At 71.3% G+C, this 23,205-nt stretch carries 23 protein-coding genes and 2 pseudogenes; 6 read left to right on the forward strand and 19 right to left on the reverse strand.

Annotated features, from left to right (window positions below; genetic code table 11):
* Positions 1–1,045 (forward strand): annotated as a pseudogene (locus ACFY5C_RS23285) (ketopantoate reductase family protein).
* Positions 1,046–1,222: 177 nt separating this feature from the next.
* Here the strand turns inward: ACFY5C_RS23285 and ACFY5C_RS23290 are convergent.
* The 15 genes from ACFY5C_RS23290 to ACFY5C_RS23360 all read right to left on the reverse strand — a co-directional run bounded on the left by ACFY5C_RS23290 (position 1,223) and on the right by ACFY5C_RS23360 (position 16,135).
* Positions 1,223–1,963, reverse strand: coding sequence for a sirohydrochlorin chelatase (locus ACFY5C_RS23290; RefSeq protein WP_389447059.1), 741 nt, complete (start codon positions 1,961–1,963; stop codon positions 1,223–1,225).
* Positions 1,964–1,968: 5 nt separating this feature from the next.
* Positions 1,969–2,859: an ABC transporter permease gene (locus tag ACFY5C_RS23295; RefSeq protein WP_389447061.1), complete on the reverse strand. Its 891-nt coding sequence runs from the start codon at positions 2,857–2,859 to the stop codon at positions 1,969–1,971.
* Complete coding sequence (locus ACFY5C_RS23300; RefSeq protein ID WP_389447063.1) at positions 2,846–3,634, reverse strand: ABC transporter ATP-binding protein; 789 nt, start codon at positions 3,632–3,634, stop codon at positions 2,846–2,848. Before ACFY5C_RS23300 ends, ACFY5C_RS23295 begins: the two co-directional genes overlap by 14 nt.
* Before the next feature lie 36 nt (positions 3,635–3,670).
* On the reverse strand, positions 3,671–4,771 hold the full coding sequence (locus tag ACFY5C_RS23305) for an aliphatic sulfonate ABC transporter substrate-binding protein (protein WP_389447065.1): 1,101 nt from the start codon (positions 4,769–4,771) through the stop codon (positions 3,671–3,673).
* Positions 4,772–4,979: 208 nt separating this feature from the next.
* Entirely contained in the window at positions 4,980–6,314 is a 1,335-nt protein-coding gene (locus ACFY5C_RS23310; protein WP_389447067.1) for a sulfate adenylyltransferase subunit 1, read from the reverse strand.
* A gap of 2 nt (positions 6,315–6,316) precedes the next feature.
* On the reverse strand, positions 6,317–7,264 hold the full coding sequence (cysD, locus tag ACFY5C_RS23315) for a sulfate adenylyltransferase subunit CysD (RefSeq protein ID WP_362387180.1): 948 nt from the start codon (positions 7,262–7,264) through the stop codon (positions 6,317–6,319).
* The gene (gene cysC, locus ACFY5C_RS23320; RefSeq protein WP_389447069.1) at positions 7,261–7,839 is read right to left on the reverse strand and encodes an adenylyl-sulfate kinase; all 579 of its coding nucleotides are present in this window, start codon (positions 7,837–7,839) and stop codon (positions 7,261–7,263) included. The genes cysD and cysC overlap by 4 nt, the downstream gene beginning before the upstream one ends.
* A 3-nt stretch (positions 7,840–7,842) precedes the next feature.
* Positions 7,843–8,553: a phosphoadenylyl-sulfate reductase gene (locus ACFY5C_RS23325; protein ID WP_389447071.1), complete on the reverse strand. Its 711-nt coding sequence runs from the start codon at positions 8,551–8,553 to the stop codon at positions 7,843–7,845.
* On the reverse strand, positions 8,550–8,729 hold the full coding sequence (locus tag ACFY5C_RS23330) for a hypothetical protein (RefSeq protein WP_314205404.1): 180 nt from the start codon (positions 8,727–8,729) through the stop codon (positions 8,550–8,552). The genes ACFY5C_RS23325 and ACFY5C_RS23330 overlap by 4 nt, the downstream gene beginning before the upstream one ends.
* Positions 8,726–10,423 (reverse strand): nitrite/sulfite reductase, encoded by a 1,698-nt coding sequence (locus tag ACFY5C_RS23335; protein ID WP_389447073.1) that lies wholly within the window; start codon positions 10,421–10,423, stop codon positions 8,726–8,728. The genes ACFY5C_RS23330 and ACFY5C_RS23335 overlap by 4 nt, the downstream gene beginning before the upstream one ends.
* A gap of 128 nt (positions 10,424–10,551) precedes the next feature.
* Positions 10,552–10,635: a putative leader peptide gene (locus ACFY5C_RS23340; RefSeq protein WP_349817346.1), complete on the reverse strand. Its 84-nt coding sequence runs from the start codon at positions 10,633–10,635 to the stop codon at positions 10,552–10,554.
* 126 nt (positions 10,636–10,761) lie between these two features.
* Positions 10,762–11,334 (reverse strand): GNAT family N-acetyltransferase, encoded by a 573-nt coding sequence (locus ACFY5C_RS23345; RefSeq protein WP_389447075.1) that lies wholly within the window; start codon positions 11,332–11,334, stop codon positions 10,762–10,764.
* A 70-nt stretch (positions 11,335–11,404) separates the two neighbouring features.
* Positions 11,405–12,694, reverse strand: a complete 1,290-nt coding sequence (locus ACFY5C_RS23350; RefSeq protein ID WP_389447077.1) for a hypothetical protein — start codon at positions 12,692–12,694, stop codon at positions 11,405–11,407.
* Between the two features lie 144 nt (positions 12,695–12,838).
* The gene (locus tag ACFY5C_RS23355) at positions 12,839–14,128 is read right to left on the reverse strand and encodes a GAF domain-containing protein (RefSeq protein ID WP_389447216.1); all 1,290 of its coding nucleotides are present in this window, start codon (positions 14,126–14,128) and stop codon (positions 12,839–12,841) included.
* 372 nt (positions 14,129–14,500) lie between these two features.
* Positions 14,501–16,135 (reverse strand): acyl-CoA dehydrogenase family protein, encoded by a 1,635-nt coding sequence (locus ACFY5C_RS23360; RefSeq protein WP_389447079.1) that lies wholly within the window; start codon positions 16,133–16,135, stop codon positions 14,501–14,503.
* Positions 16,136–16,271: 136 nt separating this feature from the next.
* On the opposite strand from ACFY5C_RS23360, the gene ACFY5C_RS23365 reads away from it, so the two are divergent.
* Entirely contained in the window at positions 16,272–17,411 is a 1,140-nt protein-coding gene (locus ACFY5C_RS23365) for a YihY/virulence factor BrkB family protein (protein ID WP_389447080.1), read from the forward strand.
* Positions 17,412–17,440: 29 nt separating this feature from the next.
* Here ACFY5C_RS23365 and ACFY5C_RS23370 read toward each other — a convergent pair whose 3' ends face one another.
* The gene (locus ACFY5C_RS23370) at positions 17,441–18,292 is read right to left on the reverse strand and encodes an NAD(P)H-binding protein (RefSeq protein WP_389447081.1); all 852 of its coding nucleotides are present in this window, start codon (positions 18,290–18,292) and stop codon (positions 17,441–17,443) included.
* A gap of 80 nt (positions 18,293–18,372) precedes the next feature.
* On the opposite strand from ACFY5C_RS23370, the gene ACFY5C_RS23375 reads away from it, so the two are divergent.
* Both ACFY5C_RS23375 and ACFY5C_RS23380 read left to right on the forward strand, forming a co-directional pair.
* Complete coding sequence (locus ACFY5C_RS23375; RefSeq protein WP_389447082.1) at positions 18,373–19,314, forward strand: AraC family transcriptional regulator; 942 nt, start codon at positions 18,373–18,375, stop codon at positions 19,312–19,314.
* A 108-nt stretch (positions 19,315–19,422) separates the two neighbouring features.
* On the forward strand, positions 19,423–20,115 hold the full coding sequence (locus ACFY5C_RS23380; RefSeq protein ID WP_389447083.1) for a helix-turn-helix domain-containing protein: 693 nt from the start codon (positions 19,423–19,425) through the stop codon (positions 20,113–20,115).
* Here the strand turns inward: ACFY5C_RS23380 and ACFY5C_RS23385 are convergent.
* Positions 20,092–20,499: a VOC family protein gene (locus tag ACFY5C_RS23385; protein WP_389447084.1), complete on the reverse strand. Its 408-nt coding sequence runs from the start codon at positions 20,497–20,499 to the stop codon at positions 20,092–20,094. The two genes, ACFY5C_RS23380 and ACFY5C_RS23385, sit on opposite strands and share 24 nt — an antisense overlap.
* A gap of 255 nt (positions 20,500–20,754) precedes the next feature.
* Here ACFY5C_RS23385 and ACFY5C_RS23390 point away from each other — a divergent pair, with 255 nt between their 5' ends.
* Both ACFY5C_RS23390 and ACFY5C_RS23395 read left to right on the forward strand, forming a co-directional pair.
* Positions 20,755–21,078, forward strand: a complete 324-nt coding sequence (locus ACFY5C_RS23390; RefSeq protein WP_389447085.1) for a hypothetical protein — start codon at positions 20,755–20,757, stop codon at positions 21,076–21,078.
* A gap of 119 nt (positions 21,079–21,197) precedes the next feature.
* Entirely contained in the window at positions 21,198–22,289 is a 1,092-nt protein-coding gene (locus ACFY5C_RS23395) for a sigma-70 family RNA polymerase sigma factor (protein WP_389447086.1), read from the forward strand.
* A 27-nt stretch (positions 22,290–22,316) separates the two neighbouring features.
* Here the strand turns inward: ACFY5C_RS23395 and ACFY5C_RS23400 are convergent, their stop codons facing one another.
* Both ACFY5C_RS23400 and ACFY5C_RS23405 read right to left on the reverse strand, forming a co-directional pair.
* Positions 22,317–22,949 (reverse strand): VOC family protein, encoded by a 633-nt coding sequence (locus ACFY5C_RS23400; RefSeq protein WP_389447087.1) that lies wholly within the window; start codon positions 22,947–22,949, stop codon positions 22,317–22,319.
* A gap of 66 nt (positions 22,950–23,015) precedes the next feature.
* Positions 23,016–23,164: pseudogene (locus ACFY5C_RS23405) on the reverse strand (DUF5954 family protein); the annotation flags it as partial.
* Between the last annotated feature and the right edge of the window lie 41 nt (positions 23,165–23,205).

Here is a 23,205-nt window from a genome sequence, read left to right on the forward strand (position 1 = left end):
GTGCGCTACGTCGTCATCGGTGCCGGCGCAGTCGGCGGCGTCATAGGCGGACGGCTCGCGGGCGCGGGGCACGAGGTCGTGCTGGTGGCCCGGGGTGCCCACTTCGAGGCCCTACGGGACCACGGCCTGCGCCTCAGGGTGCCCGAGGGCGAGCTGACCCATCGGCTGCCGGTCGTCGACGGACCGGCCGCGCTCGGGGAACTCCGCCCCGACGACGTCCTGGTCCTCGCCGTGAAGACGCAGGACAGCGCGGCCGCGCTGCAGACGTGGGGGCCCGTACCGGTCGCGGGCGGCGGAACGGCCGCCGAGCGGCTGCCCCTGATCTGCGCGCAGAACGGCGTCGAGAGTCAGCGCCTGGCCCTGCGGGTGTTCCGGCGGGTGTACGGCGTCTGCGTCTGGCTTCCCTCGACGTACGTGGAACCCGGCCTCGTCTCCGCGGCCGGCAGCCCCCCTCACCGGCATCCTGCACCTCGGCCGCCACCCGCACGGCACCGACGAGACCGCCCGCCTCATCGCCGCCGACCTGGAGAAGTCGCACTTCGAGGCACCGGTCGTGGCGGACGTGGCGCGCTGGCAGTACGCCAAACTGCTGTCCAACCTCGGCAACGCCCTGGAGGCGGTGACCGGTCCCGTCGACAGCGAGGAGGCCGAGGCGCTGTTCCGGCGGGTGCGGGCCGAGGGTGCGGCCGTGCTCGACGCCGCGGGGATCGCGTACGCGAGCGCCGAGGAACAGCGCGCAGCCCGGGGCGACAAGGTCACCCTCGTGCCCCTCGACGGCGCCCCCCGAGGCGGCGGCTCCTCCTGGCAGTCCCTGACCCGAGGCACCGGCACCATCGAGGCCGACTACCTCAACGGCGAGATCGCCCTGCTGGGCCGCCTGCACGGCGTACCGACCCCGCTGAACGACCTCCTCCAACGCCTCGCCAACACCTTCGCGCGCGAGCGACGGGCACCGGGGTCGATGCCGGTGGGGGAGCTGGTGGGGCTGGCCGAGGCGGCGGCCGTCGGGGTGCCGGGCGGCGGCGAGGCCGAATCAAGTCACTGAACCTGTACGCGACCGGGCCAGGACTTCGCCCCGACATTTCTGCCGGGCGCGGGTCGCGGCGGCCCCCGCCGAACGGTACGGCGAGAAGTGCGCGGGATCTGTACACCGCCTTCGGCACCCGTATCCACGAGGGCAAGGCCGCGGACTACGACGCCGTGGGTCGACTGACGGCCCGGCTCAGGCCCCGACCGCCGCCAGCACCGGCACCCGCGCCGCGTCGTAGCGCTCCAGCAGGACCCGCGCCACCTCGGGCGCCGCGCCGAGGACGTCCGCCAGGACGTCCGCCTCGGCCGCGCCTCGCGCGATGCGGTCGGGCAGGAAGCCGGGGGCCAGGACGTACGGCGCCACGGCCACCCGCTCGCAGCCGAGTTCCCGCAGCTCGCGCACCGCGTCCTCGGTGCGGGGAAGAGATGCGGAGGCGAACGCAGGCCGCACGGCGCACCAACCGGTGTGCCGCCACTCCCGCGCGATTTCTGCGATCACTGCGATCGCCTCCGGGTCGGTGGACCCCGCCGAGGCCAGCACGACCCCGGTCGAGGACTTGTCGGCGGGCGTCAGGCCCGCCTCGTACAGACGCCGTTCCAGCGCCGCCATCAGCAGCGGCGAGGGGCCCAGCACCTCCGCCTGGCGGATGCGCAGCCGGCGCGGCGCGTCCCGCAGCACCGCGGGGATGTCGGCCTTCGCGTGGAACGCGCGCGTCAGCAGCAGGGGCAGGGCCACGACGTCACGGACGCCTTCCGCGGCCAGCGACTCCAGTACCGCCTGCACGGACGGGATGTTGAAGTCCAGGAAGCCGGTCTCCACCCGTACGTCCGGACGCAGCGAGCGCACCCGCCGTACCAGGGCATGCACCGTCGCGGCGTGCCGCGGGTCGCGGCTGCCGTGGGCGATGACGAGAAGAACCGGCTTCGTGAACACAGGCGTCAGCTCCTTGGCAGCAGACCGCGGCTGCGCAGTACCGACCGCTCCAGCGGGCTGAAGATGAGCAGGTCGATGGCGATGCCGACGATCAGGATGAGGAGGATGGCGAAGAAGACCATGGACATGGAGCTGGTGTTGCGGCCGTTCTCCAGCAGCTGGCCCAGCCCCACTCCGAGGTCGGGGGAGGAGGCGATGATCTCCGCGGCCATGAGTGACCGCCAGGAGAAGGCCCAGCCCTGCTTCAGGCCGGCCAGGTAGCCCGGCAGCGCGGCCGGCATCACGATGTGCCAGGTGCCCTTGAGGCCGGTCGCGCCCAGTGTGCGGCCCGCGCGCAGGAACAGCGGCGGCACCTGATCGACGCCCGACACGAGGCCGTTGGCGATGGACGGGACCGCGCCGAGCAGGATCACCGCGAACATCATCTTGTCGTTCAGGCCCAGCCAGATCACCGCGGGCGGTACCCAGGCGACCGAGGGGAGGGACTGCAGGCCGGACAGGATCGGCCCGATCGCCGCCCGCACGAACCGCACCCGTGCCACCAGCAGACCGAGCGGGGTGCCGATCGCGAGCGCCAGCAGGAAGCCGAGCAGGCCGCGTGAGACGGACGTCCAGATGTACTCGTGGAGCGTGCCCTGAAGCCACGCCTCACGCAGCTCGCCCCACACGTCGGACGGTGAGGGCAGCTTGGTCGGGTCGTCGGCGACGCCGGTGGAGATGAGCAGTTGCCAGACCACCAGCACCAGGGCGATGGCGGCGATGGGCGGCAGGATCTTCTGCGTCAGGGTCTTCCGGAACGGCGTCCGGCCCGTCTGGACCGTCTCCAGGGCGTCCAGGCCGGCTTCGAGTCCGGCGAGATCGTTGCCGTCCTTGGCGGTCGTCTCAGTGCTGGCCATGGCGGCGGATCTCCCCACGCAGTTCTTCGGTGATCTCGACGGACAGCTCGGCGACCGCGGTGTCCTCGATACGACGCGGATGCGGGATGTCGACCGTCCACTCCCGGGCGACCCGGCCGGGCCGTGAGGACAGCAGGACGACGCGCTGGGCCAGGCGGACCGCCTCGCGCACGTTGTGCGTGACGAACAGGACGGAGACCTGTGTCTCGCGCCAGATCCGGGTCAGCTCGTCGTGCAGTACGTCCCGCGTGATCGCGTCCAGCGCGGCGAACGGCTCGTCCATCAGCAGCAGCTTGCTGTCCTGGGCCAGCGCGCGGGCCATGGCGACGCGCTGGCGCATGCCGCCGGACAGCTCGTGCACCCGCTTGCCGTGCGCGCCGTTGAGGCGGACGAGTTCGAGGAGTTCCTCGGCGCGCTCGCGGCGCTCGTTCTTGGGTACGCCCCTGAGCTTGAGGGCGAGTTCGATGTTCTTGCCCGCGGTCAGCCACGGGAAGAGGGCGTGCTCCTGGAACATCAGCGCCGGGCGGCCGTCGGTCGTGATGCCGCCCGCGCTGGGCTTGTCCAGCCCGGCGACGAGGTTGAGCAGCGTCGACTTGCCGCAGCCGGATGCCCCGAGGAGGGTGACGAACTCGCCGGGTGCGACATCGAGCGTGATGTCGTCGAGGACGAGCTGCTGCCCGGCGGGGCCGGCGAAGGACTTCGAGACATGCTCGATACGCGCGGCCCGCTCCACGGACGTAACCGTGTCGGCGGCCTTGGCGAGGGCGGTTGCCATGGTCGTCACCTCCTGTGAACTCATCGGGTGCGGTGGTTACTTGACGCCGAGGCCGGCGTCGTCGACTTCGGGCTCGCCCTCGGCCTTGAGGACCTTGTTCAGTGGGGCCAGGTCGTAGATGCCGGTCAGGTCCGGCTTCTGCAGCAGACCGGCCTTGACCGCGTGCTCGGCCTCGGTGTTCAGCGTGGCCGCGAGCGGGTCGTCGGTGACCTGGATGGACTGCCATGCCGGGTCCAGCACGCCGGCGGGCAGCGGTTTGCCGGTGTCGGCCTTGAGCTGCGCGTTCGCCGCGGCCTTCGCCTTGTCCGGGTTGGCGTCGATCCACTTGTTCGTCTTCACCGAGGCGCGCAGGACGGCTTCCACGGCCTTCGGGTGCTCCTTCAGGAAGCTCTGCGACACGATCACGTTCGTGATCACGAACTTCTTGTCCGGCCACAGGTCGGCCTCGTCGAGCAGGACCTTGCCGCCCTCGGCGACCAGCTTGGACGCGGTGGGCTCCGGCACCCAGGCGCCGTCGATCGAGCCGGACTTGTAGGCATCAGGCGTGATCTTGTTGTCGGAGCGCACGACGGAGACGTCACCCTGGCCGCTCTCCGCGTCGACCTGCCAGCCCTGCTCGGAGATCCAGTTGAGGAACGCCACGTCCTGCGTGTTGCCGAGCTGCGGCGTCGCGATCTTCTTGCCCTTCACGTGCTTCAGGGACTTGACCTTCTCCGGGTTGACCACGAGCTTCACCCCGCCCGATGCCGAGCCGGAGATGACCCGCAGGTTCTTCCCGCCCGACTTGATGTAGCCGTTGATCGCGGGCGACGGGCCGATCCAGCCGATGTCGATGGAGCCGGAGTTCAGCGCCTCGATCTCCGAGGGACCGGCGTTGAACGTGGCGTACTGAGCCGTCGTACCGCCCAGCTCCTTCTGGAACAGCCCCTCGTGCCGGCCCACCAGCGCGCTGGCGTGGGTGAGGTTCCCGAAGTAGCCGATCTTCACCGAGTCCAGGCCGTCGACCTTGGGCGCCCCCGCGATGGCCTGCTCGGTGTTCTCCTTGGCCTGCGAGCCGTAGCCGCAGGCCGCGAGGGCCAGCAGCGGCAGCGCGGCCAGGACGGCGAGGGTCCGTCGCAGGGCGGGGGTGGCAGGCACGGGAGGTGTTCCTCTCGGTGGCCCGGCGCTCACGCCCGTATCAGGTCGTGGCCGGGGGGTCGGCAGGTTCGTCCGGAGCGGCGCGCGTACGGTGCACGCAGGTCAGCGCACACATCGCGGCACTCCGCCCTGCCCGCTCCCGAGGGCGCCGCTGCCGACGCGGCCGCCCTCCTTCGCGAACGTGGAGAAGTAGTCGAGGGGCCTCATGTCAGAAGTCCCACCCGTCGTCGTCGGCCTCGTCCTTGACCGGCTCCGGCGAGGCGAACGACTCGCCGACCATGCCCGCGGTGAGGGTGGTGCCGTCGCTGGGGTCGATCAGGATGAACGAGCCGGTGCGGCGCGAGTCGGCGTAGGAGTCGACCGGCAGCGGCTCGGCGGTACGGATCTTGACGCGGCCGATGTCGTTGGCGACGAGCTGCCCGGGGTGCGGGTGCAGGGACAGGTCGTCCAGCGTGAGCCTGGACGGGATGTCCTTGACGATCGCCTTGACCGTGCGGGTGCCGTGCTTGAGCAGCACCCGGTGGCCGACGGTCAGCGGGGCGTCGGCGACATGGCAGACCGTCGCCTCGATGTCCTGCGTCGTCGCGGGCGCGTCCGCGGTCGGCACGATCAGGTCGCCGCGCGAGATGTCGATGTCGTCCTCCAGCAGGAGGGTCACCGACTGGGTGGTCCAGGCGATGTCGACGGGCTCGCCCAGCAGGTCGATGCCGGAGATCTTCGACGTACGGCCCGAGGGAAGCACCGTCACCGACTCGCCGACCCGGAACGAACCGGCGGCGATCTGCCCGGCGTAGCCGCGGTAGTCGGGGTGCTCGGCGCTCTGCGGCCGGATCACGTACTGCACCGGCAGTCGCGCGTGGCAGTGGCTCAGGTCGTGGCTGACCGGCACCGTCTCCAGGTGCTCCAGGAAGGTCGGGCCGCCGTACCAGTCCATGTTCGCCGACGGGTCCACCACGTTGTCGCCGGCCAGCGCCGAGATCGGGATCGCGGTGATCTCCGGGACACCGAGCTCGAGCGCGTACGCCGTGAACTCCTCGGCGATCGCGGCGAACACCGACTCCTGGTAGTCGACCAGGTCCATCTTGTTCACGGCGAGCACGACGTGCGGCACCCGCAGCAGCGCGGCGATCGCGGCGTGCCGGCGGGTCTGCTCGACGACACCGTTACGGGCGTCGACCAGGATCACCGTCAGCTCCGCCGTGGACGCGCCCGTGACCATGTTGCGCGTGTACTGCACGTGGCCGGGGGTGTCGGCGAGGATGAACCGCCGCCGCGGGGTCGCGAAGTAGCGGTAGGCCACGTCGATGGTGATGCCCTGCTCCCGCTCGGCCCGCAGACCGTCGGTGAGCAGCGCCAGGTCCGGAGCGTCCTGGCCGCGGCTGCGGGAGGCGTGCTCCACGGCCTCCAGCTGGTCGGTCAGCACCGACTTGGAGTCGTGCAGCAGCCGGCCCACCAGCGTGGACTTGCCGTCGTCGACCGAGCCGGCCGTCGCGAACCGCAGCAGGGTGGTGGCCGAGAGCTCCTCGGTCGTGATCGTGCTCATGCTTAGAAGTACCCCTCGCGCTTACGGTCTTCCATCGCGGCCTCGGACATCTTGTCGTCGGCGCGGGTGGCGCCGCGCTCGGTGAGCCGGGACGCGGCGATCTCGGTGATGACCTGCTCCAGGGTCACCGCGTCCGAATCCACGGCGCCCGTGCAGGACATGTCGCCGACGGTGCGGTAGCGGATGAGCCGCTTCTCGACGGTCTCGCCGTCCTTGGGGCCGCCCCACTCGCCGGCGGTCAGCCACATGCCGTTGCGGGCGAACACGTCGCGCTCGTGCGCGAAGTAGATGTCCGGCAGCTCGATGCCCTCGCGGGCGATGTACTGCCACACGTCCAGCTCGGTCCAGTTGGACAGCGGGAAGACGCGGACGTGTTCGCCGGGCGCGTGGCGGCCGTTGTAGAGGTTCCACAGCTCGGGCCGCTGGCGGCGCGGGTCCCACTGCGAGAACTCGTCCCGCAGGCTGAACACCCGCTCCTTGGCCCGTGCCTTCTCCTCGTCCCGGCGTCCGCCGCCGAAGACCGCGTCGAACCGCTCGCTCTGGATCTTCTCCGTCAGCGGCACCGTCTGCAGCGGGTTGCGGGTGCCGTCCGGGCGCTCCTTGAGCACCCCCCGGTCGATGTAGTCCTGCACCGACGCGACGTGCAGCCGCAGGTTGTGCTTCTCGACCGTGCGGTCGCGGTACTCGATGACCTCGGGGAAGTTGTGCCCGGTGTCGACGTGCAGCAGCGTGAAGGGCACGGGCGCCGGCGCGAACGCCTTCAGCGCCAGGTGCAGCATGACGATGGAGTCCTTGCCGCCGGAGAACAGGATCACCGGCCGCTCGAACTCACCCGCCACCTCACGGAAGATGTGGACGGCCTCGGACTCCAGCGCGTCCAGGTGGGAGAGGGCGTACGGGGAGTCCGTACCGTCCTCGCCTCCCTTGACCGTGGCAACGGTCGTCGTCATGCCAGTCCCCTCTCGGTGAGCAGCGCGTGGACCGCGCCCGCGGATTCCTGGACGGTCTGGTTCTGGGACTCGATGCGCAGATCGGGCGACTCGGGCGCCTCGTAGGGGTCGTCGACCCCGGTCAGGCCCGTCAGCTCGCCCGCGGCCTGCTTGGCGTACAGGCCCTTCACATCGCGTACGGAGCACACGTCGAGCGGCGTGGCCACGTGCACCTCGAGGTACGGCGTCCCGTTCTCCTGGTGACGCTTGCGCACCGCCTCGCGGCTGTCGGCGTAGGGCGCGATCACCGGGACGAGCGCCGTCACGCCGTTGCGCGCGAGCAGTTCGGCCAGGAAGCCGATGCGCTGCACGTTGGTGTGCCGGTCCTCGCGGCTGAAGCCGAGGCCCGCCGAGATGAACTCGCGGATCTCGTCGCCGTCGAGCACCTCGACGCGGTGGCCCTCCGTGCGGAGCCGGCCGGCCAGTTCGAAGGCGATGGTGGTCTTGCCGGCGCTCGGCAGACCCGTGAGCCAGACGGTGGCTCCGCTCGTCACGTGGTTCTCCCCATTCGCAGGAAACGTAGAAAGCTCAGTCATGGGTCAGCCGTGCAGCCCGCACTCGGTCTTGGCGCTGCCCGCCCAGCGACCGGCGCGCGCGTCCTCACCCTCGAGGACCCGGCGGGTGCAGGGGGCGCAGCCGACAGAGGCGTAACCGTCCATCAGCAGCGGGTTGGTGAGGACGCCGTGTTCGGCGACATACGCGTCCACGTCGTCCTGCGTCCAGCGGGCGATCGGGGAGACCTTCACCTTCTGGCGCTTGTCGTCCCAGCCGACGACCGGGGTGTTCGCCCGGGTCGGCGACTCGTCGCGGCGCAGCCCGGTCGCCCAGGCCACATAGCCCTTCAGGCCCCGCTCCAGCGGCTCGACCTTGCGCAGCTTGCAGCACAGGTCGGGGTCGCGGTCGTGCAGCTTGGGCCCGTACTGCGCGTCCTGCTCGGCGACCGTCTGGCGCGGGGTGAGCGTGATGACGTTGACGTCCATCACGGCCTCGACCGCGTCGCGGGTGCCAATCGTCTCCTCGAAGTGGTAGCCGGTGTCCAGGAACACGACGTCGACGCCGGGCATCGCGCGGGAGGCGAGGTGAGCGACCACCGCGTCCTCCATCGACGAGGTCACACAGAAGCGCTTGCCGAAGGTGTCGACCGCCCACTGGAGGATCTCCAGCGCGGAAGCGTCCTCCAGATCACGGCCCGCCTGCTCGGCGAGCGCCTTGAGGTCCTCTGTCGTGCGCTCTTCCTGAATCGCGGTCATATCTCCTCTCCCCCTGCGTCGTTGTGCTGAAGGCCCCGGGCGAGCAGCCCGAGGAACTTCAACTGGAATGCGCGGTTGCACGCCGCGCATTCCCATGCGCCGTGGCCCTGCTCGCTGGGCCGGAGGTCCTCGTCACCGCAGTAGGGGCAGTAGAAGGGGGCGGCCCGCTCGCTCATGAGAGGGCCTCCTCGGACGCACGGGTGACCCAGGTGGCGAAGCGCTCGCCGTCCTCGCGTTCGTCCTGGAAGCGCTTGAGGACCCGCTCGACGTAGTCGGGCAGCTCGTCGGAGGTGACCTTCAGGCCACGCACCTTGCGCCCGAATCCGGCCTGCAGACCGAGCGCGCCGCCCAGGTGCACCTGGTAGCCCTCGACCTGCTCGCCCTCGTCGTTCAGGACCAGCTGCCCCTTGAGACCGATGTCCGCGACCTGGATACGGGCGCAGGCGTTCGGGCAGCCGTTGAGGTTGATGGTGATCGGCTCGTCGAAGTCCGGGATCCGGCGCTCCAGCTCGTCGATCAGGGCGGCGCCGCGCGCCTTGGTCTCGACGATCGCGAGCTTGCAGTACTCGATGCCGGTGCAGGCCATGGTGCCGCGCCGGAAGGCGGACGGCCTGGCCGTCAGGTCCAGCGCCTCCAGGGCCTCGACCAGCGGCTCGACCTGCGCCTCCTCGACGTCGAGGACGATCATCTTCTGCTCGACGGTGGTCCGCACCCGGCCCGAGCCGTGCGCCTCCGCCACCTCGGCGATCTTCGTGAGCGTGGCACCGTCGACGCGGCCGACGCGCGGTGCGAAACCGACGTAGAAACGGCCGTCCTGCTGCCGGTGCACACCGACGTGGTCACGCCAGCGCTCCGTCGGCTCGGCCGGCGCGGGGCCGTCGACGAGCTTGCGCCTCAGGTACTCGTCCTCCAGGACCTGGCGGAACTTCTCCGGACCCCAGTCGGCGACCAGGAACTTCAGACGAGCGCGCGTACGCAGGCGCCGGTAGCCGTAGTCGCGGAAGATGCCGACCACGCCCGCCCAGGCCTCCGGCACCTCCTCCAGCGGCACCCAGGCGCCGAGGCGGACGCCGATCTTCGGGTTGGTGGACAGGCCGCCACCGACCCACAGGTCGAAGCCGGGGCCGTGCTCGGGGTGCTCGACACCGACGAACGCCACGTCGTTGATCTCGTGGACGACGTCGAGGAGCGGGGACCCGGAGATCGCCGTCTTGAACTTGCGCGGCAGGTTGGAGAATTCCTTGCTGCCGATGTAGCGGTCGTGGATCTCGTCGATCGCCCAGCTGCCGTCGATGATCTCGTCCTCGGCGATACCGGCGACCGGCGAGCCGATGACGACGCGCGGGCAGTCGCCGCAGGCCTCGGTGGTGGACAGACCGACGGCCTCCAGCCGGTCCCAGATCTCCGGCACGTCCTCGATGCGGATCCAGTGCAGCTGGATGTTCTGCCGGTCGGTGATGTCCGCGCTGCCGCGCGCGAACTCCTCCGAGATCTCGCCGATCACCCGCAGCTGCTGCGTGGTCAGACGGCCGCCGTCGATCCGGACGCGCAGCATGAAGTACTTGTCGTCCAGCTCCTCCGGCTCCAGGATCGCGGTCTTGCCGCCGTCGATCCCGGGCTTGCGCTGGGTGTACAGCCCCCACCAGCGCATACGTCCGCGCAGGTCGTTGGGGTCGATCGAGTCGAAGCCGCGCTTCGAGTAGATCGTCTCAATGCGTGTCCGCACATTGAGACCGTCATCGTCCTTCTTGAACTGCTCGTTGCCGTTGAGAGGGGTGTGGTGCCCCATCGCCCACTGGCCCTCACCGCGGTGACGGCTCACCTTGCGGCGGGGAGTCGCGGCGGCAGGCTTCTGCGGGGTGGCGGCCATGGTGGTTACGTCCTTCGGGACAGGCGGGAATGCGGCTCTGACCTGCGCGTACGGGCGCATGGGCATAGGAGCGCGTCGTTGCGCGGGAATGAAGCGAGAAGAGAGAGATGTCGGGCGCTGCGAGGCTGTCAGCGCACCGGACAGATGGCGCTGGACATGCGGCCGAGGTCGACGTGCCGCCGACTCACCAAGGCAATCCCAGTTCCAGACATGACGGAAGCGTGGCACGGCGATCTGGACACAGTCCAGCTTCGTCCGGCATGCGGACACCCTTGTCCCGTAGCGTGAGACAAGGGTGTCGTCGGTCACATGGCCCGTATCGGCCGTTTCTGCCCAGCTCAGCCAGGGTAAGCCCCGGGCCACGGTCCGGGCGTGGCCGCCTCGGCCTCCTCCTCGACCTTGGTGTCGAAGAGCGTGAAGCCACGGCGCAGGTAGTTGTCCATCGCGTGCTCCCCGTCCTTGCTGCAGGTATGCAGCCACACCCGCTTCGTCCGGTCCAGCCCCGGCCGGCGTTCCGCGAGGTCCCAGGCGCGGGCCGCGCCGTACGCCAGCAGATGTCCTCCGATCCGCCGCCCGCGGAAAGCCGGAATCAGGCCGAAGTAGACGATCTCCACGACCCCGTCGTCCTGCGCCTCCAGTTCCACGTACCCGGCCGGCGTCCCGCGGTCGTAGGCGACCCACGTCTCGACACCCGGACGCTCCAGATGCTCCTGCCACTGGGCGTACGTCCAGCCGAGCCGGTCGATCCACCGGATGTCCCCGCCCACGGACGCGTACAGAAACCGGCTGAACTCGGGAGAGGGCACCTCGGCCCGCACGATCCGCACGTCCCCGTCCGGGGCGGCGGCCGGGAGGAGGTCGGCGGGGGAGTTCTGCTCCAGGGACCAGGTGGTCACGGGGATGTTGGTCATGACGGCCAGGGAATCATTTGGGTGCAAGGTCTGTCGATCGGCGTCCACGCGGGCCGCCCGTGCCGGACGGCTACCCCAGTGCCTCGTCGATCGACTCCAGCGGCAGCGCGAACAGCATCCGGCCCGACTGGGACCAGACGTCGCCCGTGGCCTCCCAGTAGGACAGGGGACCGGCCTGGGCGCCCCAGCACCGGGGGGCCTTCTCCGAGCCGCAGCGAGTTGCCTCCGCTCCGTCGGTGTCCTGGCGCCAGAGGCTGCCGTGGCGGTCCGTGGGGGCCGGGGCGCGCCCCAGGTACCAGTCGGTGCGGTCCGCTCCGGACGCCCGGTGTGACAGGACCCCTTCGATGCCGGAGGCCTCCGTCCGGTACGCCTCGACCGTGCGCACTGCTCCGGTGGCGTCGACGGCCGGCAGGCCGGGGCGGGCCGGGTCCTTGCTGAAGTCGTAGCGCCACAGGCGGGCGGGCCGGTCGCTGTCGGCGGCGGTCCACTCGCTCGCCACCAGGCTGTCCGGCGCCGTGCTGCGGTCCAGGGAGATGCCGCCCAGGCGCGGGGCGGCGTTCCCGCCGGTCAGTCGGTACGAGCCGACGGCCGGCAGGACGAAGCGGTAGCCGTGGGCCGACCAGCCCTCGTCCACGCGGCCCACCGCGGCGCTGTCGACCGTGGTGCGCTGGACGCGGTTCATGTCGTACACGTACAGCCCGTCGGCGGCCGTGACCAGCAGCTTGTCCTGGTACCAGACCATCCCGGAGAGGCGGGAGCTCAGCGCGCGGTAGTCGCGGCCACCGTCCACCGGGACGACGAGGAGGGCCGATGCGTACCTCAGGCGGGCCAGGTCGTTCGCGTCGACGAAGGCGACCCGGGCGAGGCCCCGGTCGGCGGTGCCCTGACTCCAGCCGGAGAGCAGCACCCGGTTGTCGTTCCACCAGCCGTCGTCGTCGGCGTCCCCGGAGGTGGTGACCGCCCCCGCTTGCCAGGCGCGGGTGTCGGCGGCGTCCCAGCAGTACGCGCGCGTGGCCGTCGGCGCGACCGGCAGGGCGGTGCGCCGGTCGGCGGTACAGCCGTCCGCGGGGCGCAGGCTGCGGTCGGCGGTCTCCAGAACGGCACGGACACCGACCGGCTCGCCCATCCCGGCGGCGAGTTCGTCGAGGGTGGCCTGCGGCACCAGCTGCTCCTGGAGGCGGAGCGCGCGGGTGTCGGCGGCCCTGGTGAGAGGCTCCAGCGCCCCGGGGTTGTCGCCGACCGTGGCCTGCGAGGCGCTGATCATCGTGGCGGCTGCGGTGAGCGCGAGGGCGGTGCCGGCGAGGAACCCGCGCAGCGCACGGCCCTGCTTGCGTCGACGGTGTCTGCCGCGGTGCTTCATCAAACCTCCCGAGGCGGGCCAACTGCGGCCATTGGTCTGTGCGTTGACCAAAGGAGCAGGTGGGGCGGCCCGTACAGGGATGCTACGGCAGTTGGGCACGCTTGCGGACTAAGACCCCGTAAATATGCGGAAGACACACGCCAGTCAGGGCAGATCGGCCGAGATCCGGCCCCGCACCACCGCCGGCGCCGTCGAATACGGCAGCAGATCGCGCGGCTCGTCCGGCAGCAGCACCTCGACCTCGGCGCCCTCACGGAAGCGGTACGGCCGGTGCTCCAGAAAGCCCCCGAGATAGCGCCGTACCCGCGACATCTCGGCGCGCACCGTCACCGTACGGCCCGGGTCGCCGAACACGTCCTCCGCCAGCCCCGCCGCGCTGCGGCCGGCCCGGTGCACGGCCAGCAGATAGAGCAACTCGGCGTGCCGGGGGCTCAGTTCATGGCTCCAGGAGCCGGCGCTGCCGGACACCGTCACCGACCAACGGCGCGGCTGCGTCAGGTCCAGCGCGATCCGCGTCGCCCCGGGCGGCACCGGCTCGTCGGAGGCCCGCAGCAGCCAGCCGCCGGCCAACGGCTCCACCGAGCACAGACCGAGCGGCGGCAGCCACCGTCGGCCCGGCGACAGGGACTTGGGCAGCGCGATCCGGTTCGCGTACGGCATCCCGCTCACCGCGGCGGTCCAGCCGTCCCGGTCCACCACCAGAGCCCGCCCGGGCAGCCGCGCCAGCACCGGCGCCGCCACCGCGCGCAACCGCTCCAGCGAGGTCAGATGCAACTCCCGCAGCCGGGCCTCGGCGAGCTTGGCCACCGAGTCGACCCAGGCGAGCGTGGCCGGATGCATGGTCTCCAGCGGGCCACTGACGTCCACCACGCCGATCAGCCGGCCGTCGCGTGGATCCGTGATCGGGGCGCCGGTGCAGGTCCAGGAGGTCTGGGAGCGCTGGAAGTGCTCGGAGGCGAAGACCTGTACGGGCCGGCGCGCCACCGCGGGCGTGCCCACCCCGTTCGTCCCGACGACGCTCTCCCGCCAGTCGGCGCCGAGTTCGAACCCGAGGCTGTCGGCCTTGCGCAGCACGGAGGCGTTGCCCTCCCGCCACAGCACCCGGCCCTCGTCGTCGGCGACGACCATGATGTGGTGGGCGACGTCCGCGACCGCCAGCAGACCCTCGCGCAGCACCGGCAGGACATGCTTGAGCGCGGTGGTCTCCCGGCGCCGCTGCACCTCCTCGCGGGACAGCAGCCCGGACCGGGCGTCGTGGTCCGGATCGACACCGCTGCGCAGCATACGGTCCCAGGACTGCTCGATCACCGGGCGCGGCGCGACGGGCGCGCGCTGTCCGGCGAGCGTGGCCGCGCGGACCTCGCTGAGCACCCGCGCGGCCCGCCCGGAGTCCACGACGGCCAGCTGTGTCACGTCCGTCGGCGAGAGCGCCAAGGGTCCCTCCCGGTTCGACTCGTCCACGTTTTGACTGTGTGTCTCATAGTGCCGCCCGACGCTCGCGGAGGGACACACTCCGCACACAGTCGCCAACAAGTTGCAACCCCTTGCAACCCTGGTGGACCGCTCTGGCCTGATTGAGACTTGAGCAACGCCGTCCCGAGCGGCGTTCGTGGCCTCGAACGGGCCAAGCGCAGGGGTGGTGCCGTGTCGGCGCAGCACCACCCCTGTCTCCGACGGTTCGGCAGGGTCGCGACGGGGTGTGCCTCCAGGTGTGCGCGGGCGTGTGCGGGCCGGTTTGTGGCTGAGCGCGCAGTTCCCCGCGCCCCTTGGTGGGTGTCCGCAGCCTTGGCCGGATTGCTGAGCCCCTCAGGACGTCGGCCGTGCGCGGTCCACGATCGACGCCAGGTCCAGGGTGTGTGGCAGCGTCCCGAAGGCCGCACCTCCGTCGCCGCCCAACCGTGAGGCGCAGAACGCGTCGGCGACCTCGGGGGGTGCGTAACGGACCAGCAGGGAGCCCTGGAGCACCAGCGCGAGCCGCTCCGTCAGGCGCCGCGCGCGGGCCTCGATGCCCTCGAGATCGGCCAGTTCGGTCAGCAGGCCCTTGATCGCCGCGTCCAGCCGGTGATCGGCGCCGCGCGCCTTGCCGACCTCCTGGAGATAGGCGTTGAACGCCGCGGGCTCCCGCTGCAACGCCCGCAGCACGTCCAGCGCCTGGACGTTGCCCGCCCCCTCCCAGATCGAGTTCAGCGGCGACTCCCGCACCAGCCGGGGCATCCCCGACTCCTCGACGTACCCGTTGCCGCCCAGGCACTCGGACGCCTCGACGGTCAGCGGCGTACACCGCTTGGTCACCCAGTACTTGGCGGCCGGCACGGCGATCCGCAGCAGCGCCCGCTCCTGCTCGCCGCCGTCGTCGTACGCGGCCGCGAGCCGCAGTGCGAGGGTGGTCGCCGCCTCGGACTCGAGGGCCAGGTCGGCCAGGACATTGCGCATGAGCGGCTTGTCGACGAGCTTCCCGCCGAACGCCTCGCGGTGCGTGCAGTGGTGGATCGCCTGCGCGACCGCCTGCCGCATCAGCCCCGCCGAGCCCAGCACACAGTCGAGCCTGGTCGCGGCCACCATCTCGATGATGGTGCGCACCCCGAGCCCCTCCTCACCCACCCGGCGCGCCCACGTCCCGTCGAACTCCACCTCGCTGGAGGCGTTCGAGCGGTTGCCCAGCTTGTCCTTGAGCCGCTGGATGCGGAATACGTTGCGGGTGCCGTCCTCCAGCACACGCGGCACCACAAGGCAGGTGAGGCCGCCCGGTGCCTGCGCCAGCACGAGGAACCCGTCCGACATGGGTGCCGAGCAGAACCACTTGTGCCCGGTCAGCTCGTACGACTCCCCGTCGGGGAGGGGACGCGCGGCCGTCGTGTTGGTCCGTACGTCGCTGCCGCCCTGCTTCTCCGTCATGCCCATCCCGAACAGGGCACCCGCCTTGAGCCGGGCCGGCCGCAGCTCACGGTCGTAGACCATGGACGTCAGCCGTGGTTCCCACACAGCGGCGAGGTCGGGGTCGGTGCGCAGGGCCGGGACCGCCGCGTGGGTCATGGACAGCGGGCAGCAGTTGCCGGCCTCGATCTGCGTCCACAGCACGAACGCGGCCGCCCGCCGCACATGCCCGCCCGGTCGCACCCAGGCCGCGGTCAGGCCCGCCGCCACGCCCTTGCCGAGCAGCCGGTGCCAGGACGGGTGGAAGTCGACCTCGTCGACGCGATGGCCGTAGCGGTCGTGGGTGCGCAGCGTCGGCGGGTTCTCGTTGGCCAGCGCCCCCCACTCCTGCGCCTGCGCCGATCCGCAGGACTTGCCGAGCCCCGACAGCTCGCCCTGGACCTCGTCCAGCAGCTCAGGGGCGAGATGGCGTTCGACGGCAGAGCTCAGGGCCTGATCGGTGGTGTAGGCGTCGTAGCCGACCAGGGGCGGGGCCTGGTTGGTCACGGTGTGCGTGCTGCCTGCCATGACTGTGAACCTACCCCTCCGTAGAACGCTGATATCCACCCTGACACGGCACCGGCGCGCAGGATCGGGCAGGTGGCGAGGGCGTGCACCCGGCGCCGCGATGAGTGCGCCCCCGTACGGCGGATACCTTTAGGTCGTGCAGCCAGCAAGTGAATCCCCCCAGCGGCCCTCCGGCCGTCTCCATCGGGCGCGTGCCCTTTACCGGAACGTGTCGAAGCGCAGGACCGCCTGGCTGCTGCTCAAGGACACCGTCAATTCCTGCATCGAGTACCGCATCCTGGGGCTCGCGGCCGAGGCGGCGTTCTTCACGCTGCTGTCCGTGCCGCCGCTCCTCCTCAGCCTCATCGGCCTCCTCGGTTACGTCGACGACTGGACCGGCACCGACACCATCACCAGCCTGGAGACCAACATCCTGGAGGCCTCCCGCACCGTCCTGTCCGACAAGGGCGTGCGCCAGATCGCCCAGCCGATCCTGGACGACGTGATGAACGGCGGCCGCCCCGACGTGATCTCCGTCGGCTTCCTGTTCGCCCTGTGGTCGGGGTCGCGCGCGGTGAACGTCTTCATAGACACGATCACCGTGATGTACGGGCTCGACGGCGTCCGCGGCATCGTCAAGACCCGGCTGGTGGCGTTCCTGCTGTTCCTCGCGGCGCTGCTGATCGGCTCGGTGGCGCTGCCGCTGATGGTGGCCGGGCCGGACGCGGTGGTGCGGATCGTGCCGTGGTCGGAAACCTTGGTGCAGGTCCTGTACTGGCCGGTCGTGATCGTCCTGTCGATCGCGTTCCTGACGACGCTGTACCACGTGTCCGTGCCGGTGCGCTCACCCTGGATCGAGGACGTGCCCGGCGCGCTGGTCGCCCTCGGCATGTGGGTGCTGGGCAGCTTCCTGCTGCGCATCTACCTGACGAGCACCATCGAGGGGGCGTCGATCTACGGCTCGCTGGCCGCCGCCGTCGCCGTCATGCTGTGGATCGGTGTGTCCGCGTTCGCCGTGCTCGTCGGGGCCGCGGTCAACGCCGCGATCGACCGGGTCTGGCCGGCCGCCGCGACGGCCGCGGCCCGCGCCGCGAACGAGCGGATGCGCGAGGCCCAGGTCGCCGAGTACGTGGCCCGCCACGCCGCGAGCCGGGAGCAGGACCCCGACGACCCGGACATGCCGTCGGAGTTCCCCGAGCGCTGGTCCCGCTTCCTGCCGCCGGAGGACCTCTCGTCGCGGCTGCGCACGCACGTGAAGAGCACGCACACGCATCCGCCGCACAAGCCGGAGGACTGACCGGACCGAAAGGCCCGAAGGGCAGGGCTTCAGGCCTTCCACGCCCCCGCCGCCGCGGCCTCCCGCACGAAGTCGGTGAAGTCCCGCGGCGCCCGGCCGAGGACCTCGCGGACGTCGTCCGTCACATGGGCGTTGCGGCCGTCCATGAGGGTCTCGAACACCTCCACCAAAAGCTCCACGTCCTCGGGCGGCACTCCGAAACCCGCCAGGGCCTCGCCGTAGGCCGCCGTCGGGACCGGCGTGTACGTGATCGTGCTGCCCGTCACCCCGGAGATCTCCGCGACCGCCTCCCGCCACGCCAGCAGCCGCGGCCCGGTCAGCTCCAGCGTCCGGCCCACATGGCGCTCGCCCGAGGTGAGCACGGCCGTCACCACGTCCGCGATGTCCCGCACGTCGATGAACGGCTCCTTCACCTCGCCCGCCGGGAAGACCAGCTCCCCGTGGATCATCCCCTCGACCAGCGGCCCCTCGCTGAAGTTCTGCGCGAACCACGCGGCCCGTACGATCGTCCAGTCCGCGCCGGACGACTTGAGCGCCTTCTCGGTCGGCAGCGCCTGGTCCTCACCGCGCGCCGACAGCAGCACCAGCCGCCGTACGCCGAGCCCGACCGCCTCCCGCGCGAGCGCTCCGACGCCCTCGGCCGCCTCCGGGGAGCCGACGTCGGACGGGTACATCAGATACGCCGCGTCCGCATCGCGCAGGGTCTGAGCCCACGTCGTCGGGTTCTCCCAGTCGAAGCCCTGCGCCCGGGAGGCGGCCCGCACAGTGAGCCCCGCCCCGCGCGCCGCCTCCGCCACCCGGCTCCCGGTACGACCCGATGCACCGGTCACCACTACCGTCATCCGCTGCGTGTTCGCCTTGTCGGCTGTGTTCTGCGTCATGCTTCAAGTCAACTGGCGCGCGCCCCAACAGCCCATCGCCGAACGGCTCATTCCCATGCGCGGACGTCTACGCTGAGGCCATGGACGCTCTCGCCGGCCTTCTGGAGGGCCCACGCGCGCGTGGCGCCTTCATGATCCGCGCGTGTTTCGAGCCGCCGTGGGCCATCCGCGTCGAGGACCGCGCCCCGCTCACCGTCATGGTCATGGTCCGCGGCGAAGCCTGGGTGATCCCGGACCGGGGGGAGCGGCTCCGGCTGCGCCCCGGAGACCTCGCCATCGCCCGCGGCCCGGACCCCTACGTCTGCGCCGACGACCCCGGCACCGCACCCCAGGCCCTGATCCTGCCGGGCGCCGAGTGCCGCTACCCCGACGGCCGCTCCCTCAGCGGCTCGATGGATCTCGGCGTGCGCACCTGGGGCGACCGGCTCGACGGTTCGGCCGTGATGCTGATCGGCACCTATCTGTGGCAGGGCGAGGTCAGCGGGCGGCTGCTGAACGCGTTGCCGCCGCTGCTGGCCCTCACCGCCGACGTGTGGGACTGCCCCCTCACGCCGTACCTCATGGAGGAGATCGTCCGCGACGAACCCGGCCAGGAGGTCGTCCTGGACCGGCTGCTCGACCTGCTGGTCATCGCCGCGCTGCGGGCCTGGTTCTCCCGTCCCGAGGCGGCGGCACCGGCCTGGTACGCGGCCCTCGCCGACCCCGTGGTCGGCCGCGTGCTGCGGCTCGTCCAGGACGACCCCGCGCACCCCTGGACGGTCGCCACCCTGGCCACGAAGGCGGGGGTGTCGCGGGCCGCGCTGGCCCGGCGCTTCACCGAGCTGGTGGGGGAGCCGCCGATGACGTACCTCACGGGATGGCGGCTCGCGCTTGCGGCGGATGCGCTGCGCGACACCGACGACACGCTGGACGCGATTGCGCGGCGGGTCGGGTACGGGAGTGCGTTTGCTCTGTCGAGCGCGTTCAAGAGGGTCTACGGGGTGAGTCCGCAGGAGCATCGGGGGCGGGTCGTGGTGGGGTAGGGCGGGCTTCGCCGCAGGGGGCCGCGTTGTCTGCGAGCTGCGGCTGCATCGTGGCCGGTCGCGCAGTTCCCCGCGCCCCTGAAGGCGGTGCGGCGTAGCCTCGCCCCTATGTACGCGGAGCGGGCGTCCAGGCTGCCTGGTGCCGTGGTGTGGACGAACACCCCCGGCGAGCCCGGTGCGGGGCGGGTGCTGCCCGACGGGTGCATGGACCTGCTCTGGAACGACGGGCGGCTGCTCGTCGCCGGACCCGACACCCGTGCTTACGTCACCGAAGGGGAGCCGAGCGCCTGGGCGGGCGTGCGGTTCTACCCGGGGACCGCACCCGGCTTTCTCGGCGTGCCCGCGCACGAATTGCGTGACCGACGTGTCGACCTCGCCGATCTGTGGCCGGCCTCGGACGTACGACGGCTGTGTGGCCGTATCGAGGCCTCGGTCGACACGGTGACCGCGCTCGAAGACGTGGCGCTGGAGCGTGCCGCCGACGCGGAGCGGCCGGACCCGCTGCTACGGCGGGTCGTCACCGCCCTCGACTCGGGTCACCCCGTCTCCGCCACCGCCGATCAACTGCACCTGAGCGCCCGCCAGTTGCACCGCCGTTGCCTCACCGCCTTCGGGTACGGCCCCAAGACGCTGGCCCGGATCCTGCGGCTGCAGCGCGCGCTCGCACTGGCGCGGGACGGCGTCGCCTTCGCGGATGCGGCCGTCCGGGCGGGATACGCCGATCAGGCTCATCTGGCGCGGGACGTCAAGGAGTTGGCGGGCCTGCCGCTCGGTGAGCTACTCGGCCGCAGGGGCGGCTAGCGGCGCGAAGAGGTCGACGCCGTCGCCGTCCGGGTCATGGACGGAGGCGTACCGCTGGCCCCAGAAGGCGTCCCACGGCTTGAGCTCGCCGTGGTAGCCGGCGCCCACCAGGTCCTCGTACACCGCGTCGACGTCCGCCGGGTCATCGCACCGCAGGGCGAGCGAGTGGCGGCCGCCGCCGGTAGGTGGCTGCCACTGCGGGAGGAAGGACCGCACCGTCTCCTCGGTGTCGAGCAGCAGCCGCAGCCCGCCCGGCAGTTCGGCCTCGGCGTGCGGCTCGTCCTCGGCGCCCGCGGGGAACGCGAACCCGAGGCGGCGGTAGAAGGTGACAGAGGCGGCCATGTCGGAGACGACCAGGCCGATGGCATCGAATCGTGGAGTCATGCGGTCACCGTAGGCACGCCGGAGCCGGCCGGTCTTGAAGGAATCGGACACCCTGCGACCGCAGTGCGCCCCGGGTAGGAGCTGGGTGAGTGTGCTTCGGGAGTTGTCCGGGATCACCGGGGCTTGTCCGCCGGACAACTCGGATTCGGTTGAGGCCGACGCAGCGCCACCGGCAGGCTGTTGCCCCCGAAGCCCAGCGGCCCGCGCCAACGGCTTCACGCAGTTCGTCGATGCCGCACACGATGGGAAACGACCGTGCCGAGACCACACCTCACCCGACGTCGCATCCTCGTCCTGTTGGCGGTGCTGTCCGGGGCCTCCCTGGCCGTGTGGGTCGCGCTGCTGATCATCGGGGTGCCGGTCGCGGATGCCTCCGCCTACGTGGGCACTCCGCTTGCCGTGGTCGCGATCGGGGTGACGGCGATGACCACGGGGGCGACCGCGATCCGCGCCGGAGACCCGCTACGGGAGGAAGCAGCCGGGTTCCGCGACGGACCGCCCGGGGTGCCGCGGATCCGGCCGCCGGTCGGAGAGTCCGAGATCACCGCGGACGACTCGTCGCAACGGCATCAGAGGTGACGCTCTCCCTTCCAGCGTCTTGCGCTCCTGCCCTGGCGCAGGAGCGCACGGGGAGGAAGACCCGTCCGTGGGGGCCGTTGCGGGGCCGGTCCGCCGAGTGCAACGCCGTTGCCGGGCTCATGCGCGCCTGGATGGACGAGGCCGGCGTGGACCTTGACACGCTCCGGCAAGGATTCACCCCGGAAGACTTTCCCGGCGGCAGGATTCCGGCCCGCTCGACGATCGGGGATCGACTGGCCGGAGTCAGTCCCACGCGGGAGTTCATCGAGGCGGTCGCCTACGTCTGCTCAGAGGACGAACAGACACGGGCCGCCCGCGTCAAGGCGGCACTGGACGCCTTGATCCCGCGCCGTGACGGGGCACACGAGCGGGAGGACTGGCACGAACACACCGACTGGCGGGCTGCGTTGCAGTCCGTACTCAACGAGAACCGGGGCCTGCGGCTGCAACTCGATGTGCTGCAGCACGAGATGGCGGAGCTCCGCGTTCATCTGGGGGAGCAGTCACAGCATGAGACTGGCGACTCCGGGTCGGGAAGGGGGGAGCCTCCTCAAGAGCACCCGCAGTCACCGGAAGCGGAAGCGGAAGCCGGAGCGGAAGCGGAAGGGGAAGGGGAAGCGGAATCCGAGGTGGATCGGGGACCCGGAGAGCGCGGCGGTGATGCCGACGGGCGGAAGGAGACCGACGAACGCCCGGGCGTACCGGAGACAGCACACCTACCGGTGGGGCCGTCGATAGCGATCCCCGTGGACTTCCAGGCCTTCTACGAGATGTACCACCCCGCCTACATGGCCTATGCCGAGCTGGTCTACGGCGACCGCCACCTCGCCGAGGAAGCGGTGGACGCCGCGTGGGTCACGATCCTCGGCAAATGGTCGTCCTATCTGGCCTCCGAGCGTATGGAGTCGGAGGTCTGGGCGGAGGTGCGGCGCCGAGTGTCCCCACCCAGCCGGGTGTCGGGACTGGATCCGGTGGGGGCCGCGATGGCGGCAGCCCGTGAACGGTTCTCCACTTTCGAGGAGTCGCTCGGACTCTACTCGGCCATCGCGGACCTTCCGCCCAGGCAGTTCGACGTCATCGTCATGAAGTACGTCCTGGGCTATTCGACCAGCAGGACGGCAGGTCTGCTGGGAGTGAGCGAGGCCATGGTCCGCAGCCAGGTCCACCGGGCGAAACGGCGCTTGGCGGGTGCTCTCAATCTGCCTTCGTAGCCGAGACGCGATCGGTGGCGGGGGGAGTCAGTCGAAGGTCACCGGTCCCATGAGCGTCTCCACGGTGAAGGTGATCCCAACCGGGCCCGTCGTGAGGTCGAGGTCCGTGCCGAGGGCCGCCAGCAGGGGCCGGATCTCGTCCGGCTCGGGCGCGCTCGCGGACAGGGACAGCAGAGGAGTGGTGGGCAGGTCCGAGGCGGTGGGGTGGACCGTGGCGCTCCAGTCGATGAGGAAGGGCACGAGGCCGGAGGGGTGGGCGTCGTCGCCGTCGGTGAGCCGCCACTCCAGGAGGGTGCCGTCGGGTCTGCGGCGGCTCATGGGCTGCGCCGGGCCGGGATCGTAGCCCCGGCCCCGGGCGGCGGCGATGGCGGCGTCCAGGTCGGGCGGGCTGATCGCCCAGGTGACCGTGCGCGGGGCGGTGAGCCCGTCGACCTCGAAGGGGCGGGGATCGCCGGGCGCGGACTGCTCGGGGTCCGGGCCGATGATCTCCAGGTAGCTCATGCCGCCCAGCGACACCAGGTAGTTGCGGGTGCCGAGCCCGACATGCACGCCGCCCGGGGCGGGCGTCACACCGGTGCGGCGGGCGAAGTCGGCGACCGTGGCGGACAGGTCGGGCGTCGCGAGGACGAGATGGTCAAGGAGCGCGGGAATGGCGTTCATCGCAGCCGAGGCTACGCAGAGCAGCGCGCGATATGGAACACCTGTGCGTCGGGAGGAGGGTGAGGGTCACTCGTCGTGGATGACGCTGCCGTCCTCCGGCAGCGTCTGATGGATCTTCATGGGGCCGTACTCGTCCACGTCGGAAGGGCGCGGCGGCTCGGGCCCGTCGGGGCCACCCGCACCGGACGCTCGGCACGGCAGATACGGAACTCCCGGCGGCAGTCCGGTCATGCGCCATGGGCCCGACGTTTCCGGG

Source organism: Streptomyces sp. NPDC012935 (assembly GCF_042900345.1).
GTDB lineage: Bacteria > Actinomycetota > Actinomycetes > Streptomycetales > Streptomycetaceae > Streptomyces.

Coding starts and splice junctions, on each gene's coding strand:
- ACFY5C_RS23295 (WP_389447061.1), bottom strand. CDS start 2,859: ATGGCCAGCACTGAGACGACCGCCAAGGACGGCAACGATCTCGCCGGA.
- ACFY5C_RS23300 (WP_389447063.1), bottom strand. CDS start 3,634: ATGGCAACCGCCCTCGCCAAGGCCGCCGACACGGTTACGTCCGTGGAG.
- ACFY5C_RS23310 (WP_389447067.1), bottom strand. CDS start 6,314: ATGAGCACGATCACGACCGAGGAGCTCTCGGCCACCACCCTGCTGCGG.
- cysD (WP_362387180.1), bottom strand. CDS start 7,264: ATGACGACGACCGTTGCCACGGTCAAGGGAGGCGAGGACGGTACGGAC.
- cysC (WP_389447069.1), bottom strand. CDS start 7,839: ATGACTGAGCTTTCTACGTTTCCTGCGAATGGGGAGAACCACGTGACG.
- ACFY5C_RS23325 (WP_389447071.1), bottom strand. CDS start 8,553: ATGACCGCGATTCAGGAAGAGCGCACGACAGAGGACCTCAAGGCGCTC.
- ACFY5C_RS23330 (WP_314205404.1), bottom strand. CDS start 8,729: ATGAGCGAGCGGGCCGCCCCCTTCTACTGCCCCTACTGCGGTGACGAG.
- ACFY5C_RS23335 (WP_389447073.1), bottom strand. CDS start 10,423: ATGGCCGCCACCCCGCAGAAGCCTGCCGCCGCGACTCCCCGCCGCAAG.
- ACFY5C_RS23340 (WP_349817346.1), bottom strand. CDS start 10,635: ATGTCTGGAACTGGGATTGCCTTGGTGAGTCGGCGGCACGTCGACCTC.
- ACFY5C_RS23345 (WP_389447075.1), bottom strand. CDS start 11,334: ATGACCAACATCCCCGTGACCACCTGGTCCCTGGAGCAGAACTCCCCC.
- ACFY5C_RS23350 (WP_389447077.1), bottom strand. CDS start 12,694: ATGAAGCACCGCGGCAGACACCGTCGACGCAAGCAGGGCCGTGCGCTG.
- ACFY5C_RS23360 (WP_389447079.1), bottom strand. CDS start 16,135: ATGGCAGGCAGCACGCACACCGTGACCAACCAGGCCCCGCCCCTGGTC.
- ACFY5C_RS23370 (WP_389447081.1), bottom strand. CDS start 18,292: ATGACGCAGAACACAGCCGACAAGGCGAACACGCAGCGGATGACGGTA.
- ACFY5C_RS23375 (WP_389447082.1), top strand. CDS start 18,373: ATGGACGCTCTCGCCGGCCTTCTGGAGGGCCCACGCGCGCGTGGCGCC.
- ACFY5C_RS23380 (WP_389447083.1), top strand. CDS start 19,423: ATGTACGCGGAGCGGGCGTCCAGGCTGCCTGGTGCCGTGGTGTGGACG.
- ACFY5C_RS23385 (WP_389447084.1), bottom strand. CDS start 20,499: ATGACTCCACGATTCGATGCCATCGGCCTGGTCGTCTCCGACATGGCC.
- ACFY5C_RS23395 (WP_389447086.1), top strand. CDS start 21,198: ATGCGCGCCTGGATGGACGAGGCCGGCGTGGACCTTGACACGCTCCGG.
- ACFY5C_RS23400 (WP_389447087.1), bottom strand. CDS start 22,949: ATGAACGCCATTCCCGCGCTCCTTGACCATCTCGTCCTCGCGACGCCC.